The sequence below is a fragment of the Pseudomonas antarctica genome, assembly GCF_900624995.1.
Lineage (GTDB): Bacteria > Pseudomonadota > Gammaproteobacteria > Pseudomonadales > Pseudomonadaceae > Aquipseudomonas > Aquipseudomonas antarctica.
Genome location: NZ_UYXQ01000009.1, coordinates 82073 through 97898 on the forward strand (window position 1 = coordinate 82073; position 15826 = coordinate 97898).

General features: G+C 53.2%; 13 protein-coding genes. 8 read left to right on the plus strand and 5 right to left on the minus strand.

The genetic code is table 11. From position 1 onward, the window contains the following. Positions 1–117: 117 nt before the first annotated feature. Positions 118–750: an isochorismate family cysteine hydrolase YcaC gene (gene ycaC, locus E0F99_RS09270; RefSeq protein ID WP_083356574.1), complete on the minus strand. Its 633-nt coding sequence runs from the start codon at positions 748–750 to the stop codon at positions 118–120. Between the two features lie 450 nt (positions 751–1200). Between ycaC and E0F99_RS09275 the strand changes: the two genes are divergently transcribed. From E0F99_RS09275 to E0F99_RS09310, 8 genes are all read left to right on the plus strand, one after another. After that, a complete protein-coding gene (locus tag E0F99_RS09275) occupies positions 1201–1437 on the plus strand; it encodes a DUF6124 family protein (RefSeq protein WP_083356575.1) in 237 nt (78 codons plus the stop codon). Positions 1438–1795: 358 nt separating this feature from the next. After that, positions 1796–3529, plus strand: a complete 1734-nt coding sequence (locus tag E0F99_RS09280; protein WP_083356576.1) for a class I SAM-dependent DNA methyltransferase — start codon at positions 1796–1798, stop codon at positions 3527–3529. Then, positions 3519–4886: a restriction endonuclease subunit S gene (locus tag E0F99_RS30255; RefSeq protein WP_197679981.1), complete on the plus strand. Its 1368-nt coding sequence runs from the start codon at positions 3519–3521 to the stop codon at positions 4884–4886. The genes E0F99_RS09280 and E0F99_RS30255 overlap by 11 nt, the downstream gene beginning before the upstream one ends. Before the next feature lies 1 nt (position 4887). Further along, on the plus strand, positions 4888–5826 hold the full coding sequence (locus E0F99_RS09290; RefSeq protein WP_083356577.1) for a COG2958 family protein: 939 nt from the start codon (positions 4888–4890) through the stop codon (positions 5824–5826). After that, positions 5823–6875 carry a PDDEXK nuclease domain-containing protein gene (locus E0F99_RS09295; protein WP_083356578.1) on the plus strand — a complete coding sequence of 351 codons (1053 nt, stop codon included), beginning with the start codon at positions 5823–5825 and terminating at the stop codon, positions 6873–6875. The genes E0F99_RS09290 and E0F99_RS09295 overlap by 4 nt, the downstream gene beginning before the upstream one ends. Continuing rightward, positions 6872–9994, plus strand: a complete 3123-nt coding sequence (locus E0F99_RS09300; RefSeq protein ID WP_083356579.1) for a type I restriction endonuclease subunit R — start codon at positions 6872–6874, stop codon at positions 9992–9994. The genes E0F99_RS09295 and E0F99_RS09300 overlap by 4 nt, the downstream gene beginning before the upstream one ends. Before the next feature lie 364 nt (positions 9995–10358). Beyond that, a complete protein-coding gene (locus tag E0F99_RS09305; protein WP_130908745.1) occupies positions 10359–10943 on the plus strand; it encodes a restriction endonuclease subunit S in 585 nt (194 codons plus the stop codon). Next, positions 10940–12316 (plus strand): HsdM family class I SAM-dependent methyltransferase, encoded by a 1377-nt coding sequence (locus tag E0F99_RS09310; protein WP_130908746.1) that lies wholly within the window; start codon positions 10940–10942, stop codon positions 12314–12316. Before E0F99_RS09305 ends, E0F99_RS09310 begins: the two co-directional genes overlap by 4 nt. Positions 12317–12547: 231 nt before the next feature. Here the strand turns inward: E0F99_RS09310 and E0F99_RS09320 are convergent, their stop codons facing one another. The 4 genes from E0F99_RS09320 to E0F99_RS09335 form a co-directional block, all read right to left on the minus strand. After that, positions 12548–13318 carry a LexA family transcriptional regulator gene (locus E0F99_RS09320; protein WP_083360360.1) on the minus strand — a complete coding sequence of 257 codons (771 nt, stop codon included), beginning with the start codon at positions 13316–13318 and terminating at the stop codon, positions 12548–12550. 214 nt (positions 13319–13532) lie between these two features. After that, on the minus strand, positions 13533–14060 hold the full coding sequence (gene ppa, locus E0F99_RS09325; protein WP_003176323.1) for an inorganic diphosphatase: 528 nt from the start codon (positions 14058–14060) through the stop codon (positions 13533–13535). A gap of 93 nt (positions 14061–14153) precedes the next feature. Continuing rightward, positions 14154–14984: a M90 family metallopeptidase gene (locus E0F99_RS09330; protein ID WP_083356583.1), complete on the minus strand. Its 831-nt coding sequence runs from the start codon at positions 14982–14984 to the stop codon at positions 14154–14156. A gap of 6 nt (positions 14985–14990) precedes the next feature. Continuing rightward, on the minus strand, positions 14991–15647 hold the full coding sequence (locus E0F99_RS09335) for a DedA family protein (protein WP_083356584.1): 657 nt from the start codon (positions 15645–15647) through the stop codon (positions 14991–14993). Positions 15648–15826 lie beyond the last annotated feature (179 nt).

Consider the following 15826-nt stretch of genomic DNA (forward strand, 5'->3'; position numbering starts at 1 on the left):
TGGGAGCGGGCTTGCTCGCGAAGACGGTGTGTCAGTCACCTAATATATGACTGATTCACCGCCATCGCGGGCAAGCCCACTCCGACAGTTTTTTGCCGGCCACACAGCCCCTCAACCTCAGCCCTGACGCGCCGTCACCGCCGCATACCCATTCATCAAATTGCGATAGTTAGGAATCCGCTGAGACAACAAATTCCCCAACCCTTCCATGTCATTGCGCCAGTCACCCTGCAACTCACACGCCACCGAAAACCAATTCATCAACTGCGCCCCCGCCTGCGTCATCCGGCTCCACGCCGCCTGCTGCACCGTGGTATTAAACGTGCCCGACGCATCCGTCACCACAAACACCTCAAACCCCTCCGCCAGCGCCGACAACGTCGGGAACGCCACACACACATCCGTCACCACACCCGCAATGATGATCTGCTTACGCCCAGTCGCCTTGACCGCCTTAACGAAATCCTCGTTATCCCACGCATTAATCTGACCAGGGCGCGCGATATACGGCGCCTGCGGGAACATCTCCTTCAACTCCGGCACCAACGGGCCATTAGGGCCTTGCTCGAAACTGGTGGTGAGGATGGTTGGCAGGTTGAAGAACTTGGCCAGGTCCGCCAGGGCCAGCACGTTGTTCTTGAACTCGTTAGGGGAGAAGTCCTGCACCAGCGAGATCAGACCGGTTTGGTGGTCGACCAGCAGGACTACAGCGTCGTCTTTGTTCAAGCGGTTGAGGGTTGGCGTGCTCATGGTTGAAATCCTTTTTTGGTTGGGTGGGTTGGGTGTTGCGTTCAACATGGGCACAGATTAATGGGTGGGGTGTGGGGGATAAATCGGGTGGGAGGGGTAAGACTGTCAACTCAGAGATGACAATGGTTAGAGGGCCAGCAGTACCGGTCCCTTTCATTTGCAGGACGTTTCCTAGAGAATCCCAGCGGCTTGCGCCAGCAAAATCCCGCGACTAGGCTGCGGACCGTCACTGCACATTCAGTGATCGGGTTTAGTCGCCCGGACTTCGATTGGCGCATAAGCAATTCATGAGTCAGGCACCCCTTCGCCTGCATCTTATGGTGGCTGTGCGCAGGGCACCTCCGGGTGCGCCGGGTTCCCAATCGACCGGTCGACTAACCTGCGTACAGCTGCCGCCTTTCGTTTAGTCGCGGGTAGTGGCAGCTCCAAATTATCGATTGGAGTTTTGCTATGGATAACATTGTTTCGAATTCGCTGACGTCGGCTGCGACTGAGCCATTTACAGTTAATGAAGAACTGAGCTTTGAAGATGCTTGGGTGAGGGTGGCCGAGTTGCTGCAGTGTGCGGTGGCTACATCGCAAGCGCTTGGTGAACCGCTGGGGGCGCCGCATAGGGCAGTGATGCATTTGGTGGAGATGGCGAAGATGGTGGCGGATCGGGCTGTGGAGTGTTTGCAGCCGAGGTGATGTGACCTCTGCATTTGGTCGGCAAGGTGCTGACCAAATGCCATACGAGCTTGCTTGCTAACTTACTGTCCTCATGTCGCAATTTATCGTTTTTGCGACACGTATTGCCTTTATGTCGTTATTGGCGACATTTCAATTCATCCGTTTCCATTTTGGGCAGTAGCCTGCTGCCCAATTGGGGTCATGTCATCCGTGCTCGGTGAGCCGCGCTAGGTCGTGCGCGTTCTCTCGGTCGTCACAACTCAGACGAAACAGGTGGCGACCCGTTATCATACGGGCGACCCTCGCCCGAACCCCTATGGTCGGGTTTTCAATTTTTATCACGCGATTCATCTGCGTCGAATGTAGGAAGTAGTCCATGACGGATCAAAAGGGTGCCGAACAGACCGCCGGCAGTCTTGCTGAAGAAGCGCTCAATCAGGCACGTGCTCGTTTTTCGTCGATCGAAAGTCCTGTCGCCCCTGAGCTTCAGCCGGTAAAGAAGAAGCCTGGACGCAAGGCTGCAGCCCCCCAAACCAGTAATACTCTGCAGGACCTGCAAAAAACGTTGTGGGCTACCGCAGATAAAATGCGCGCCAATATGGACGCTGCTGAGTACAAGCACATCGTCCTCGGCCTCATTTTCCTCAAGTACATATCTGATAGCTTTGCTGGTCGCCGCGCCGAGCTGGCGCGACGTTTTGCCGATGCCAGCGACGACTATTATCTGGACAGTGACGATGCTGAACTACTGGCTCAAGAGCTTGAGGAGCGCGACTACTACAAAGAAGTGAACGTCTTCTGGGTACCAGAAGTGGCTCGTTGGGAGTCAATACGTGCTGCTGCAAAGCAGGTAGATATCGGCAAGCGCATTGATGAGGCTTTGTCTGCCATCGAGGTAGAAAACACCAGCCTGAAAAACATCCTCGACAAGCGCTACGCTCGTGCCCAGCTACCTGACGGTAAACTCGGTGAGCTGGTCGATCTGATCTCTACTATTGGTTTTGGTGGTGATGCTAACCAGGCTCGCGATCTGCTCGGCCAGGTCTATGAATACTTCCTTGGTCAATTCGCCAGTGCCGAAGGCAAGAAAGGCGGGCAGTTCTATACCCCTGCCAGTATCGTTAAAACCTTGGTTGCAGTACTCAATCCGCACCACGGGAAGGTCTATGACCCTTGCTGCGGCTCTGGGGGCATGTTCGTGCAATCGGAGAAATTTATCGAGGCCCATGGCGGTAAGCTCGGCGACGTCTCCATCTACGGTCAGGAGTCCAACCCGACAACATGGCGTCTAGCCGCTATGAATCTAGCCATCCGTGGTATCGACTTCAACCTCGGACATGAGCCCGCCGACACTTTTATCCGTAACCAACACTCAGATTTACGCGCGGACTTCGTCCTCGCTAATCCGCCCTTTAATGTTAGCGACTGGTGGCACGGCAGCCTTGAAGGCGATCCGCGGTGGGTATATGGCACGCCGCCGCAAGGCAATGCCAACTATGCTTGGCTGCAGCATATGTTATTCCACCTCAAGTCCAGCGGCCGCGCCGGCATCGTCTTGGCCAATGGTTCTATGAACTCTAGCCAAAGCGGCGAAGGTAACATTCGCGCATCCATGGTCGAGGCGGATGTGGTAGAGGTTATGATTGCGCTCCCCGGCCAACTGTTCTTCAACACCCAGATTCCTGCTTGTCTATGGTTTCTCGCTAAACAGAAGACTGCTCGACCTGGCGAAGTGCTGTTTATCGACGCGCGCAGACTGGGTAGCAACATAAGCCGGGTACAGATTGAGTTATTGGATAGCGATATTGAGCGCATTGCCCAGACTGTCGCAAATTGGCGAGGTGTCCCGCTGAATGTGGGTGGTGATGTTGCCGATTACGTCGATATCCCCGGCTTCTGCCGCAGCGCATCACTTGCCGAAATTGCTGAGCATGGTTATGTATTGACACCTAGCCGCTATGTCGGAGCTGAGGCGGTGGAGGATGACGATGAGATCTTTAGCGACAAGATGCAGAACCTCACTGCTTTGCTAGGTGAGCAAATAGCCAAAGGCGCCGAACTCGATCGGTTGATCCTTCATAAACTGCTGGGGCTTGGCTATGAGTGCTGAGCTTCGCAAACGTTGGGTACAGGCTGGAGGGAGTTTTCCTGATAGTTGGAATGTTATGCCTTTGGAAGCATTACTACTTGATAACAAGGGTATCGCTGTAGGCGTGATGTATCCCGGCCCCGACACACTTGGAGGAGTACCCTTAATAAAAGTAGGCGATGTTAAGGGAGGGCTTGTTCCTTTGAGGCCTAGCTACTGCATATCCACTGCGGTAAATGCGGAGTACAAACGCACGCTGTTGGCTGGCGACGAATTGTTGATCACGCTGGTTGGTAATCCAGGCGAATGTGTTGTGGTAAAGCAACACATGGTTGGTTGGAACACCGCACGAGCAATTGCGGTAGTCCGTCTAGCGGATCCTAGTCTTCGGGTGTATTTGAAGGCGGTGCTGGAAAGTACTGCTTGCAGGCATCTGATCGATGCCGTTCTCAACACCACGGTTCAGAAAACTTTAAATCTCAAAGATATTCGTCTTCTTCCTATTCCGATGCCGCCTAAGCCGGTCATTCAAGCAGTTTCTCATTTTTCTAATGTCTTGAATGACCGAGTCGCTCTGCTACGAGAAAGCAACGCCACCTTGGAAGCGGTCGCCCAGGCGCTGTTCAAGTCTTGGCTCATAGATTTCGATCCCGTACGGGCCAAAGTCGAAGGGATTGATCCAGAAGGCATGGATGCTGATACCGCATCGCTGTTTCCCGACAGCTTTGTAGAATCGGCGCTGGGGTTGGTGCCTTTTGGGTGGCGAATACTGCCGCTAGAAAGTGCCTATGAAGTCAATCCTCCACGTAAGCTCAAGAAGGGTGAAGTAGCGCCCTATCTCGATATGGCAAGTGTCGCTACACAAGGCCATGTTGTCAGCGGAGCGGTTGAGCGAGAGATGGGTTCAGGTACCAAATTTGTCAACGGTGACACTCTGCTCGCCCGTATTACACCTTGCCTAGAAAATGGCAAATCTGCTTTTGTCGATTTCCTCTCTGAGGATCAGACAGGTTGGGGCTCGACTGAGTTTGTAGTCCTGCGCCCAAGAGCTCCGTTACCGCCTTATCATGGCTATTTGTTGGCTCGTTATTCTGTGTTTCGCAGTCATGCGATCCGTAGCATGTCCGGTACCAGTGGTAGGCAGCGTGTGCAAAATGATGTACTTGCATTGTTTCCGGTAGTCGTTCCCTCGAAAGGAGTGGCGGAAGCATTTGGAGATATCGTTGGTAGCATTCAGCAGAAAATTACGGCCAACCAAGATCAAGTCAAAATCCTAACTCAGCTACGCGATACCCTATTACCGCGTTTGATCTCCGGCAAAACTCGCCTGTTGGAAGCGGAAACTACAATCGAGAATATGTTGTTGAGGTCCATCTGATATGGCTTTGAATTTGCGTCATCGCGTCATCGACCGGCTTCAAACCCTATCGGATACTCAGCAAACCGCCCGCGAATTGGCGCAATGGATATTCGACCGGTTTCCCGAGGAATGCGCGGCCAAGAAAGCGAGCAGCGGAAGCCACATACAAACCGATAGTGATCTGGTACAGCAACTGGTAGCGGAAATTTCTGGTTCACGCCCACGCTGGCAGCAGATGCATGCTCAGTTGAAAACAACCGAAGGCCGGCCTCGTCACTACTACTGGTCTGAAATGGACGCTGACGCTGAGGTGGCGGCGGCTGAAGGGGTCGCCCTCTTTCCTTCAGACTTACTCGATTCCTCGCCGTTGCGTGAGCACGCTCTCTATCCACTGCTGGCCGAATATCTACTGACAGACGATCAGCGGGTATACACCATGAGGATCAACGAAAAACGTTCTTCTAATCGTGCCGGCAACGGTGCCAACGAATGGTTGCATCCTGATTTGGTAGGTTTAGAAGACCTGACGTCCGACTGGACGCAAGACCTGCGTGACTGCGTCCGTGTACTAGGCGAACGTCGTGCCCGGCTATGGTCCTTCGAAGTCAAGCTGCTGCTCAATCGTTCGAATGCCCGCAAGAGCTTTTTCCAGGCAGTATCCAACTCATCCTGGGCACATTTCGGCTACTTGGTCGCGGGTACCGTAGAGGGTGACGGCACCCTCAAAGAGTTACGCATGCTCGCCGCTGCCCACGGCATTGGCGTTATCCAGCTCGACATAGAGAATCCGACAGAAAGCCAAATTCTAATCCCCGCTCGCGAACGTAGCGAAATCGACTGGGATATGTGCAACCGACTGACTGAAGAGAATAGCGACTTCGCCGAGGTCATAGGCCGCATACGTCGATTTCACCAGACCGGTGAAGTGTCGACCAGGGAGTGGGAGGCCACTGAGTGACTAAAGAAACGATTTCCGCATTGCCCGAGGGCTACGCCGACTGGCTGGCTCAGCTCAAAGTCGATATTGCTCAAGCCCGACAACGTGCTGCGCTGGCCGTCAATGCCGAGCTGGTGCAGCTGTATCACCGGATCGGAGCGGAAATCAGACAACGTCAGCAGGTTAACGCTTGGGGCGCGAAAGTCATTGAACGACTGGCACGCGACCTTTCCGATGCCTTTCCCGATATCCGTGGTTTTTCCAGCCGTAACCTCAAGTACATGGCTTTTTTTGCTCAGCATTGCCCCAATGGTCTATTTGGGCAGCAGCCTGCTGCCCAATTGCCCTGGTTCCATGTGGTGACCCTGTTGACCAAGCTGACCAGCCCTGCCGAGCGTGAGTGGTATGCGCAGCAAACCGTCCTGCTTGGTTGGTCACGCAGCACGCTGGAGCAAAATATCAAGAACCGCTTGCAGCAGCGTCAGGGCGCCGCAGTCACTAACTTTGTTGCACGTTTACCGGCTGCGGAGTCGGCGTTGGCTCACGAAACCCTGAAAGACCCATACCTCTTCGACTTTCTTGGCTTAGGCGACGATGCTCACGAGCGTGATATTGAAGATGGACTGATCCGTCATATCACTCGTTTCTTGCTGGAGCTAGGCGCAGGCTTTGCTTTCGTCGGCCGCCAGTTTCGCCTGGATGTGGGCGGTGATGAGTTCTTCATTGATTTGCTGTTCTACCACACCCGCCTCAAGTGTTATGTGGTGGTAGAGCTCAAAGCAACGGCTTTCAAACCCGAACACGCTGGCCAGTTGAATTTCTATCTGGCGGCCGTGGATGCGCAGATTAAAGCTGAGGATGACAAACCCACCATCGGCCTGCTGCTGTGCAAACAGCAAAACCGCTTGGTGGCCGAGTACGCTTTGTCGGGCATCGAAAAACCCATCGGCGTTGCCGAATACCAATTGCTGCGCGACTTGCCCGAAACCCTGGGCCGAAATCTGCCGAGCATTGCCGAGATTGAGGCCGAATTGGCCGGTGATCTGAACACAGGAAGTGAGTTGGAATGACCGAAGACCAATTGGAGCAGGAGACCCTCGGCTGGCTGGCAGAGGTGGGGTATGCCCATTTGTATGGGCCGAATATCGCTCATGATGGTGAGCAACCCGAGCGTGAAAGCTATCGCCAGGTGGTGCTGGCTGAGCGCCTGCGCAATGTCATGGCGAGGCTTAATCCAAAGGTTCCAGTAGCTGCACGTGAAGATGCGTTAAAACAGGTGCTAGAGTTGGGACTGCCGGTGCAGTTGTCGGCTAACCGCTTGTTCCATCGCCTGCTGGTCGGCGGTGTACCCGTACAGTATCAAAAAGACGGTGAAACCCGAGGCGACTTCGTTCGCCTGATCGATTGGGCTGATGTGAAAGCCAATGACTGGGTGGCGGTCAATCAGTTCAGTATTCAGGGGCCGAAACACACTCGGCGTCCGGACATCATCTTGTTTGTTAATGGGCTGCCGTTGGTATTGCTCGAACTGAAGAATCCGGCAGATGTGAAGGCTGATCTGGGTAAAGCCTTTGATCAAATCCAGACCTATAAAGAGCAGATTCCGGACCTGTTCCAATACAACGAAGTCCTGGTGATTTCCGACGGTAGTGAGGCCCGTATGGGGTCGTTGTCGGCTGATCTTGAGCGCTTCATGAACTGGCGGACCATCGACGGCCAGGACCTCGACCCATTGGGGCAATTCAATGAGCTGGAGACATTGGTACGCGGTGCTCTGGTGCCAGAGATGTTGCTCGACTACCTGCGTTACTTCGTGTTGTTCGAAGACGACGGCCGTCTGGTAAAGAAAATTGCTGGTTATCATCAATTCCACGCCGTTCGCGCTGCCATTCAGCAGGTAGTGACGGCATCGCGTCCCGGCGGTAGCCATAAGGGCGGGGTGGTCTGGCATACGCAAGGTTCGGGTAAAAGCATCACCATGACGTGTTTTGCTGCTCGGGTGATGCAGGAAGCGGCGATGGAAAACCCGACCATTGTGGTGATCACTGACCGCAACGATTTGGATGGTCAGTTATTCGGGGTGTTCTCGTTGTCCCAGGATTTGCTGCGTGAGCAACCCGTCCAAGTTGAGTCACGGGGGGACTTGCGTGCGAAACTGGCCAACCGTCCTAGTGGCGGTATTGTGTTCGCTACTATCCAGAAGTTTATGCCTGGAGTTGATGAAGACAGCTTCCCGGTATTGTCCTTGCGGCCAAACATTGTTGTTATCGCCGATGAAGCTCATCGTACTCAATATGGTTTTAACGCTGAGCTGAAAGTGCCTACTGGGCTTCAAGTTGCCGAGAGCAAAGCCCGTTATCAGGTTGGTTTTGCTCATCATTTGCGTAACGCGCTGCCGAACGCCACTTTTGTCGCTTTTACTGGTACTCCAGTATCCGGTGAGGACCGCGACACGCGCTCGGTTTTTGGTGAGTACATTCACGTCTATGACATGCAGCAGGCCACTGAAGATGGGGCGACCGTCGCCATCTATTATGAATCGCGCTTGGCCAAACTGTCGCTGAAAGAGAGCGAGTTACCTACGATCGACGATCAGGTCGACGAGTTGGCAGAAGATGAAGAAGACGACCAGCAGTCGCGATTGAAAAGCCGTTGGGCCGCGCTGGAAAAGGTCGTCGGGGCAGAACCACGGATTCAGAGCATTGCATCGGATCTGATCACGCACTTTGAGGCGCGTAATCTGGGTTTGGTCAGTATGGAGCAGATGCCCGGCAAAGCCATGGTGGTCGCTATGAGTCGCGAAATCTGTGTGCACCTGTACAACGAGATCATCGCTCGGCGTCCGGAGTGGCACGACGAGAATCCCGAGAAAGGTGCAATCAAGATTGTGATGACAGGCAGCGCATCGGATAAGGCTTTGCTGCGACCGCATATCTATTCTGGCCAGGTCAAAAAGCGCTTGGAGAAACGTTTCAAAGATCCACTGGATCCCCTCAAACTCGTGATTGTCCGCGATATGTGGCTGACCGGGTTTGACGCACCATGCGTCCATACCTTGTACGTGGACAAACCCATGAAGGGCCACAACCTGATGCAGGCCATTGCCCGGGTTAACCGTGTCTTCAAGGACAAGCAGGGTGGTCTGGTGGTGGACTACATCGGCATTGCCAACGAGCTGAAGGCAGCGCTGAAGGAGTACACGGGCAGTAAAGGTAAAGGCCGACCGACGGTGGATGCCTACGAGGCTTATTCGGTATTAGAGGAGAAACTCGACGTTCTACGCAGTCTGCTACATGGCTTCGATTACGGTGACTTCCTCACGGGGGGACACAAACTACTGGCCGGCGCAGCTAACCATATCCTGGGAATGGAAGATGGCAAAAAGCGGTTTGCTGATAACGCGTTGGCCATGGGTAAGGCATTTACTTTGTGCTGCACGCTGGATGAGGCCAAAGCCGTTCGCGAGGAGGTGGCATTCTTTCAGGCTATTAAAGTCATTCTGATCAAGCGCGAAGTCAGTCAGCAGAAAAAAACCGACGAAGAGCGCGAGTTAGCTATTCGACAGATCATCGGCAATGCAGTGGTCTCTGGTGATGTTGTAGATATTTTCGAGGCAGTGGGCTTGGAAAAACCTAACATCGGCTTGCTCGATGACGCGTTTCTCGCAGAGGTGCGCAACCTTCCAGAAAGAAACCTGGCAGTGGAGCTTCTGGAGCGATTGCTCGAAGGCGAAATCAAAAGCCGTTACAGCTCTAACCTGACCCAAGAGAAGAAGTTTTCTGAGTTGCTGGGCAACGTCATCAAGCGCTACCAGAACCGCTCCATCGAAACGGCGCAGGTCATTGAAGAGCTGATTGAAATGGCCAAGAAATTCGCCCAGGCCAGTAAGCGCGGTGACGTGCTTGGGCTGAACGATGACGAATTAGCGTTTTACGATGCTTTGGCGACTAACGAAGCTTCTGTGCGGGAGTTGGGTGATGAAATCCTGGCGAAAATTGCCCATGAGCTGACTGCCAGTCTGCGGGCCAATGTGAGTGTCGACTGGAGTAGTCGTGAAAGTGTTAGGGCTAAGCTGCGGATCTTGGTGCGGCGGATTTTGCGTAAATACAAGTATCCGCCGGATAAGGCTGAGGATGCAGCGCAGATGATTCTCGACCAAGCGTCGAAACTTTGTGAGGGATGGCTCTAACTGAAGCGGAGTTCACCACAGGGAATGGCGTGTCCGCGCCCGTTCGCGTGTAAAAACCATAGCTAGGTGAAAAGCGTCCGAATGTGTTTAGGGAAAAATAACATGCAGTACGATCTATACTGTTGACATGAGTGTGGAGTATGCCTACAGTGACATCACTAAGGCAGTACGACTCGTACTGCTTGTGGCGTTCGGAGGCTACTATGAAAAAAATGAAGCTTTATGCAGTGATTTTACCTTGGTTGTATTTTCAGAATTTTAGCTTCTATTATGAGCAGACGATGCCAGGTAGCGGTGCGGACTCCTCAACGTACATTCGGGTAAACTCTAATTTTGAACAGCCCCTGAAAGTAGGTAGGCGCCATTGAAAATTGAAAAACTATCCGACGTGATGGCAGTCCGTGCAGGTCATACCTTTAGAGGGAAGGCTGAAGATGAAAATCGGAGCGATGGATATAGAGTCGTTCAAATTAAGGATATCCGCGAAGAAGGCGTTGACTTTGCTGCTCTTCCGTTTGCAGCGGTAGAATCGGGTAAAGCAAAAAATATACTAAAATCTGGTGATATTCTGATCCCCCTCCGAGGGAACAGGATAGAAGCGAGCCTTCTTACATTGCCTGATGCGCTATCTATTATAACCACGAATCAAGTAGCGATTTTAAGCGCCCCAAGAGCAGACGTTAATCCAGCTTACATATGCTGGTATCTTAATTCTGTCGAAGGTCGATCACAAATATCGCGCCTCAAGGCTGGTAGTGTTGTGGCTAACATAGGTCTAAAGGAGCTATCAAGTCTTCCTGTACCTATGCCAGTTCCAAATATCCAAGTAAAAATAGCGGAAGCTTATAAGAACTGGGTGTCCCAACAACAGATTCTTAATTTATTAATTGAGAATGGCGAGGAACTTCTTGATGTCTTTTGTACTGAGCTTTTGAGAGAAAATTTGTGAATAATAATGTTCAATTACCTATCGCTGCGATAATAGCGGAGCTTCGCTCAAGTACAAACCTAGATAGTCAAGAGTATAAGGATTTTTTTGTTAGTGTTTTTTTTGTTTTCTTTGTTCTAGTTCATCGGCGCGAATTGCTAAAGCAAGACAGTTTGTTTGTTTTGGAATTAGTCCAAACGCTAGATGACGAGGTTTTTTTTTCTGCGCTTCTGAATGCTGCAACACACGTTGATGAACTTTATGATGATGCTCTGGGCTTAAGCGAAACTATCGAGCATTTAATAAAGCGCGGAAGGGAAATAAATTCTGCAGCCTTTAGGCGCACGTGTATATCATTATATGGTGTGGTTTCAGATAGTGAGCTCTACTCTGGCGACACTTTTGAAACGATAATTCAATCTTTTTCAGAGATGCAAGGAAGGAGGGCCAGTGAGGCTTATACTCCACGTGATCTTGTTGAAATGATGGTGGAAATCGTTGAGCCTAGAGGCGGAGAAAGTATATACGATCCGGTTTGCGGCTCTGGTGGGTTTTTAGTTTCAGCCAATATTAAAGCATCGAATTTTGATACTGACTCAAAACTTAAAATTCATGGGAGAGAAATAAATTTATCAGCGGCGAGAATCGCAAAAATAAATTGTATTGTTCATGATATTTTCGGTAGTGATATTCGTATATCAGATTCTCTTCAAGATTTAGAGGTTTCTGCCTACGATGTAATACTCGCTAATCCTCCTTTTTCACTTGCTACTGAGAGCTATGGAAGACGTGTAAGTGACTCATATTTTGATTTTGGAATTCCCCCTCAAAATAACGCCGACTTCGCCTTTCTGCAAATGATCATAAAGTCACTTAAGCCAGAAGGCCGCGCTGCCGTGCTTGTTTCCAATGGCGTGCTTTTTCGGGGGGGGGGGGGGGGGATAATCAGAGAGAAAATTATACAGTCCGGAATAGTTGAGGCGGTGATTGCTTTGCCTGGCGGGGCGCTAAAAAATACGATGATTCCAACAGCTATCTTGGTTTTGAGAAAGTCGCGATTACCTAAAAGTGCAATTTTATTAATCGACTCGGCCGAAGCAGAACGACATGTTAATACTGGTCTAACTTCTTCTCTAGGTCTTCCGTTTAGCTCGACTCTTGAAAAGTACAAAAAACGCATAGAAGTAGACGGCGTTTCCAGATTCGTAACGGCTGATGAGCTGGAGAGCAATAGTTATAGCTTGAATGTCTCAAGGTACATCATAGCTCGGCAGGCGCATAAAAAATCGCTTTCAGATTTGACGAGAACTCAGAGAGAGCTTGAGGTCCGCTTGGCAAAGCTGCAAAGAGACTTCAGCCATTTATTGAGTGAACATGAAGTTGGCACTCAGTAGCTGTTGGACATCACCGGAACGGTGGGCAATAAAAAGCCGGCTTGTGGCCGGCTTCTCGGGGACTGCTTCAGCTTGTTTTTGACAAACCTCACCAGCCTTCAAATCGCTCAGCCAACTTACTGTCTGGCTGAATAGTAGGGGCATCCGCGGGAACTCCTCCGCATCGCCGAGCAGGTGGATAGCGCAAAGCCACCCCTGCCAAATGTGCGGCGCATGATACCCACATTCACCTCACATGCCTACCTCCGGGTCCGATTTAGAGCCTTCCCAGCCCAGCAGGTGTTCGTCCAGCGGCACCGCTCGGCGGTTGTTCAGGGTCGACCACCAGAACACCCAGCCCACGATCTCGAAGTTCTGCTCGAAGCGTTGCTCGTGGGTGAGGTATTCGTCGGGGTGTTCGCTGGCGTTGTGGCTGCGCATGCGCAAACCACCGCCGGGGCGGTTGTAGAGGTATTTGATGCGCAGCATGCCGTCGTGTTCGACGGCGTAGATTTCGCCGTCGGTGATTTGGCTGCGGCCGCGGTCGATGGCGAGGGTGGCGCCTTGTTGGATGATGTCGATCATGCTGTTGTCGACCATGTAAGCGCCGATGGCGCGGTCGGGGTTTACGTTGAGGGTTTTGAGGGTGTGCAGGGAGACGCGGATGCGTTCGTTGGAGGTGAAGGTAGGGTGGAGGGTGATCTCCACGTCGATTTTTTCCGGGAGACAGGCGGGGCCTGTGAGGTATTTGCCGCTTTCTTCGCGGGCGAGCAGTCCTTTGGTGGTGCCGGGGCCTTCGAGCAGGAAGTTGGCCGGCGGGTGTTTGAGGCCTTCGCCGGTGCGTAGCCAACGGCTGGAGACGCAGAGCAGTTCTGCGATCTCGTTGAGTCGGCCCATGGGCACGCCGCGTTTGAACCAGTTGTTCACGTGTTGAGGCGTGACGCCGCGGTTCTTGGCGAAGTCGGAAGCGGAAAGATGAACTTCTCGCAGTAGTGCTTTTAGTCGATCACCTGATGTATTCATAAACAACGAGTTTACTGGCGGGGAAAACACATCAAATAAACCATGCGTTGAATTGCGCATGTAGGGATTTGCTTAGTTGTAGGGCGGTATTTCAATATTTTGACTTTATTAAACATGGTGCATTAAACATTGAACTTTGGGTTTAATTTTTCCCACAAAAAAAGCCCCGAATAATCGGGGCTTTTTTGATTGCCGGGGCAATGAGGAGCGGGTATCAGCCTTTGTAGGCAGCGACCGACTTCATGATCTCGGCGCGGGCGGCGTCTGCGTTGCCCCAACCGTCGATCTTCACCCATTTGCCTTTTTCGAGGTCTTTGTAGTTCTCGAAGAAGTGCTTGATCTGTTCCAGCAGCAGTGGCGGCAGGTCGGTGTATTCCTTTACGTCCACGTACAGCTGGGACAGCTTGTCGTGTGGCACGGCGATAACTTTGGCATCGCCGCCGCCGTCGTCGGTCATGTTCAGGATGCCGACTGGGCGCGCGCGGATGACCGAGCCTGGGGTAACCGGGTAAGGGGTTACGACCAGCACGTCGAGGGGGTCACCGTCGTCAGCCAGGGTGTTGGGGATGAAACCGTAGTTGGCCGGGTAGAACATCGGGGTGGCCATGAAACGGTCAACGAACAGGCAGTCGCTGTCTTTGTCGATTTCGTATTTGATCGGCGCGTGGTTGGCCGGAATTTCGATGGCGACGTAGATGTCGTTCGGCAGGTCTTTGCCAGCCGGAATCTTGCTGTAGCTCATTGGGCGATGCCCCCGTAGTTGGCCATGGAACATGGCCGGATTGGCCTAAAAGTGGCGGCGATTATAGGCATATTCTGACGCCGATGCCATGCGTCAGACGTCGTACGGCGCGTGGCGTTCCGTCTGATAGCGCGCATCGCTGGCCTGCAGTTGGTGCAGACGGGCCAGGGGATCCTGGCGATAAAAGCGGCTCAGCTGCGCATACACCTGTGGATAACGGTTGACCAGTAAATCCGGGGCGCTGAAAAAATATTCGCTGGTGACGGCAAAAAACTCCGCCGGGTTTTCGGCGGCGTAGGGGTCGATCTCGGTGTCTGCGTCAGGGTGGGCGTCCAGCTGGCGGTTGAGGTCGTCAAACGCGCTTTGCATCACGCTGGCCCATTCCTGCACGCGCATGTCGTGGTGCAGCGGCGGCAGGCCGTTGGCGTCGCCGTTGAGCATGTCCAGCTTGTGGGCCAGCTCGTGGATCACCAAGTTGTAGCCTTCCCATTGGCCGCTGGCCAAGACGCCGGGCCAGGCGAGGATCACCGGGCCTTGTTGCCAGGCTTCGCCGCTGTGTTCGCCGTCCCACTCGTGCTCGACGCCGCTGGCATCGCGGTGGCGCTGGGGGCTGATGAAATCGTCGGGGTACAGCACGATTTCGTGAAAGCCTTGGTACCAGTCGAGGTCGCCAAGGTTCATCAGTGGCAGTTGCGCCTGGGCGGCGAGCAGCAGGCGTTGTTCCTGGTGCAGGTCGACGCCGGGCAGGGCGGTAAGGTGTTTTTCGGCGAGGAACACCACGCAGGCTTCGCGCAGCCACTGGTCTTGCTCGGCGCTGATGCCGTCGAGGAAGGTCAGGTGGTGGCGCACCCGTTGCCAGGTGTTATCGGCAATCGGGTGCTTGGCCAGCAGGCGCCGGCGACGCCAGGCGCTGAGGGACCACATCGCAGGTTACTGCGGTTTGGCTTCGGAGGAGTTGCTGCCAAAACGGCTGCGGACCACACCGATGATCATCGGCACCAGCGACAACAGGATGATAAACACCACCAGCAGCGACAGGTTCTTCTTGATAAACGGCACGTTGCCGAAGAAGTAGCCCAAGGTCACCAGGCCGCCGACCCAGATCACGGTGCCGAACACGCTGAACCCAAAGAAACGCGGGTAAGGCATTTTGGCGATGCCGGCGACGAACGGTGCGAAGGTCCGCAGGATCGGCAGGAAGCGCGCCAGGGTCACGGTTTTGCCGCCGTGCTTGTCGTAGAAGTCGTGGGTTTTTTGCAGGTAGTCGCGGCGGAAGATTTTCGAGTTCGGGTTGCTGAACAAGCGTTCTCCGGCCGTTCGCCCGATCACGTAGTTGGTGCTGTCGCCGAGGATCGCCGCCAGCATCAGCAGGCCGGCCAGTAATACTGGGTCCATGCCGCCGCCTGCGGCCACGGCGCCGGCGATAAACAGCAACGAATCACCCGGCAGGAACGGCATGACCACCAGGCCGGTTTCGCAAAAAATCACTAGAAACAGAATGGCGTAGATCCACACTCCGTAGTTTCTTACCAGCATGTCGAGGTAGACGTCGAGATGCAGAATAAGGTCGATCGGGTTGAAATCCATGGATGGCACCTGTGTGGAATGGCCCGGCTCAGCAGGCCAGTGCGGGGGCTACGGGTAAGTAAGGCTACGAATGTATGCCGTATTTCTTACAATCCTGAAAGGTCGGCATTATACGTATTGGAAGGTGAAAAGCGTGTGGGTTTTGTAGCGGGGCGTTTCGTGATATTCGTTTATCAATT

Excerpts from the sequence above, each read along its gene's own strand:
- ppa (WP_003176323.1), bottom strand. The coding sequence starts at position 14,060 with ATGAGCTACAGCAAGATTCCGGCTGGCAAAGACCTGCCGAACGACATC.
- E0F99_RS09320 (WP_083360360.1), bottom strand. The coding sequence starts at position 13,318 with ATGAATACATCAGGTGATCGACTAAAAGCACTACTGCGAGAAGTTCAT.
- E0F99_RS30255 (WP_197679981.1), top strand. The coding sequence starts at position 3,519 with ATGAGTGCTGAGCTTCGCAAACGTTGGGTACAGGCTGGAGGGAGTTTT.
- E0F99_RS09300 (WP_083356579.1), top strand. The coding sequence starts at position 6,872 with ATGACCGAAGACCAATTGGAGCAGGAGACCCTCGGCTGGCTGGCAGAG.
- ycaC (WP_083356574.1), bottom strand. The coding sequence starts at position 750 with ATGAGCACGCCAACCCTCAACCGCTTGAACAAAGACGACGCTGTAGTC.
- E0F99_RS09335 (WP_083356584.1), bottom strand. The coding sequence starts at position 15,647 with ATGGATTTCAACCCGATCGACCTTATTCTGCATCTCGACGTCTACCTC.
- E0F99_RS09330 (WP_083356583.1), bottom strand. The coding sequence starts at position 14,984 with ATGTGGTCCCTCAGCGCCTGGCGTCGCCGGCGCCTGCTGGCCAAGCAC.
- E0F99_RS09290 (WP_083356577.1), top strand. The coding sequence starts at position 4,888 with ATGGCTTTGAATTTGCGTCATCGCGTCATCGACCGGCTTCAAACCCTA.
- E0F99_RS09280 (WP_083356576.1), top strand. The coding sequence starts at position 1,796 with ATGACGGATCAAAAGGGTGCCGAACAGACCGCCGGCAGTCTTGCTGAA.
- E0F99_RS09275 (WP_083356575.1), top strand. The coding sequence starts at position 1,201 with ATGGATAACATTGTTTCGAATTCGCTGACGTCGGCTGCGACTGAGCCA.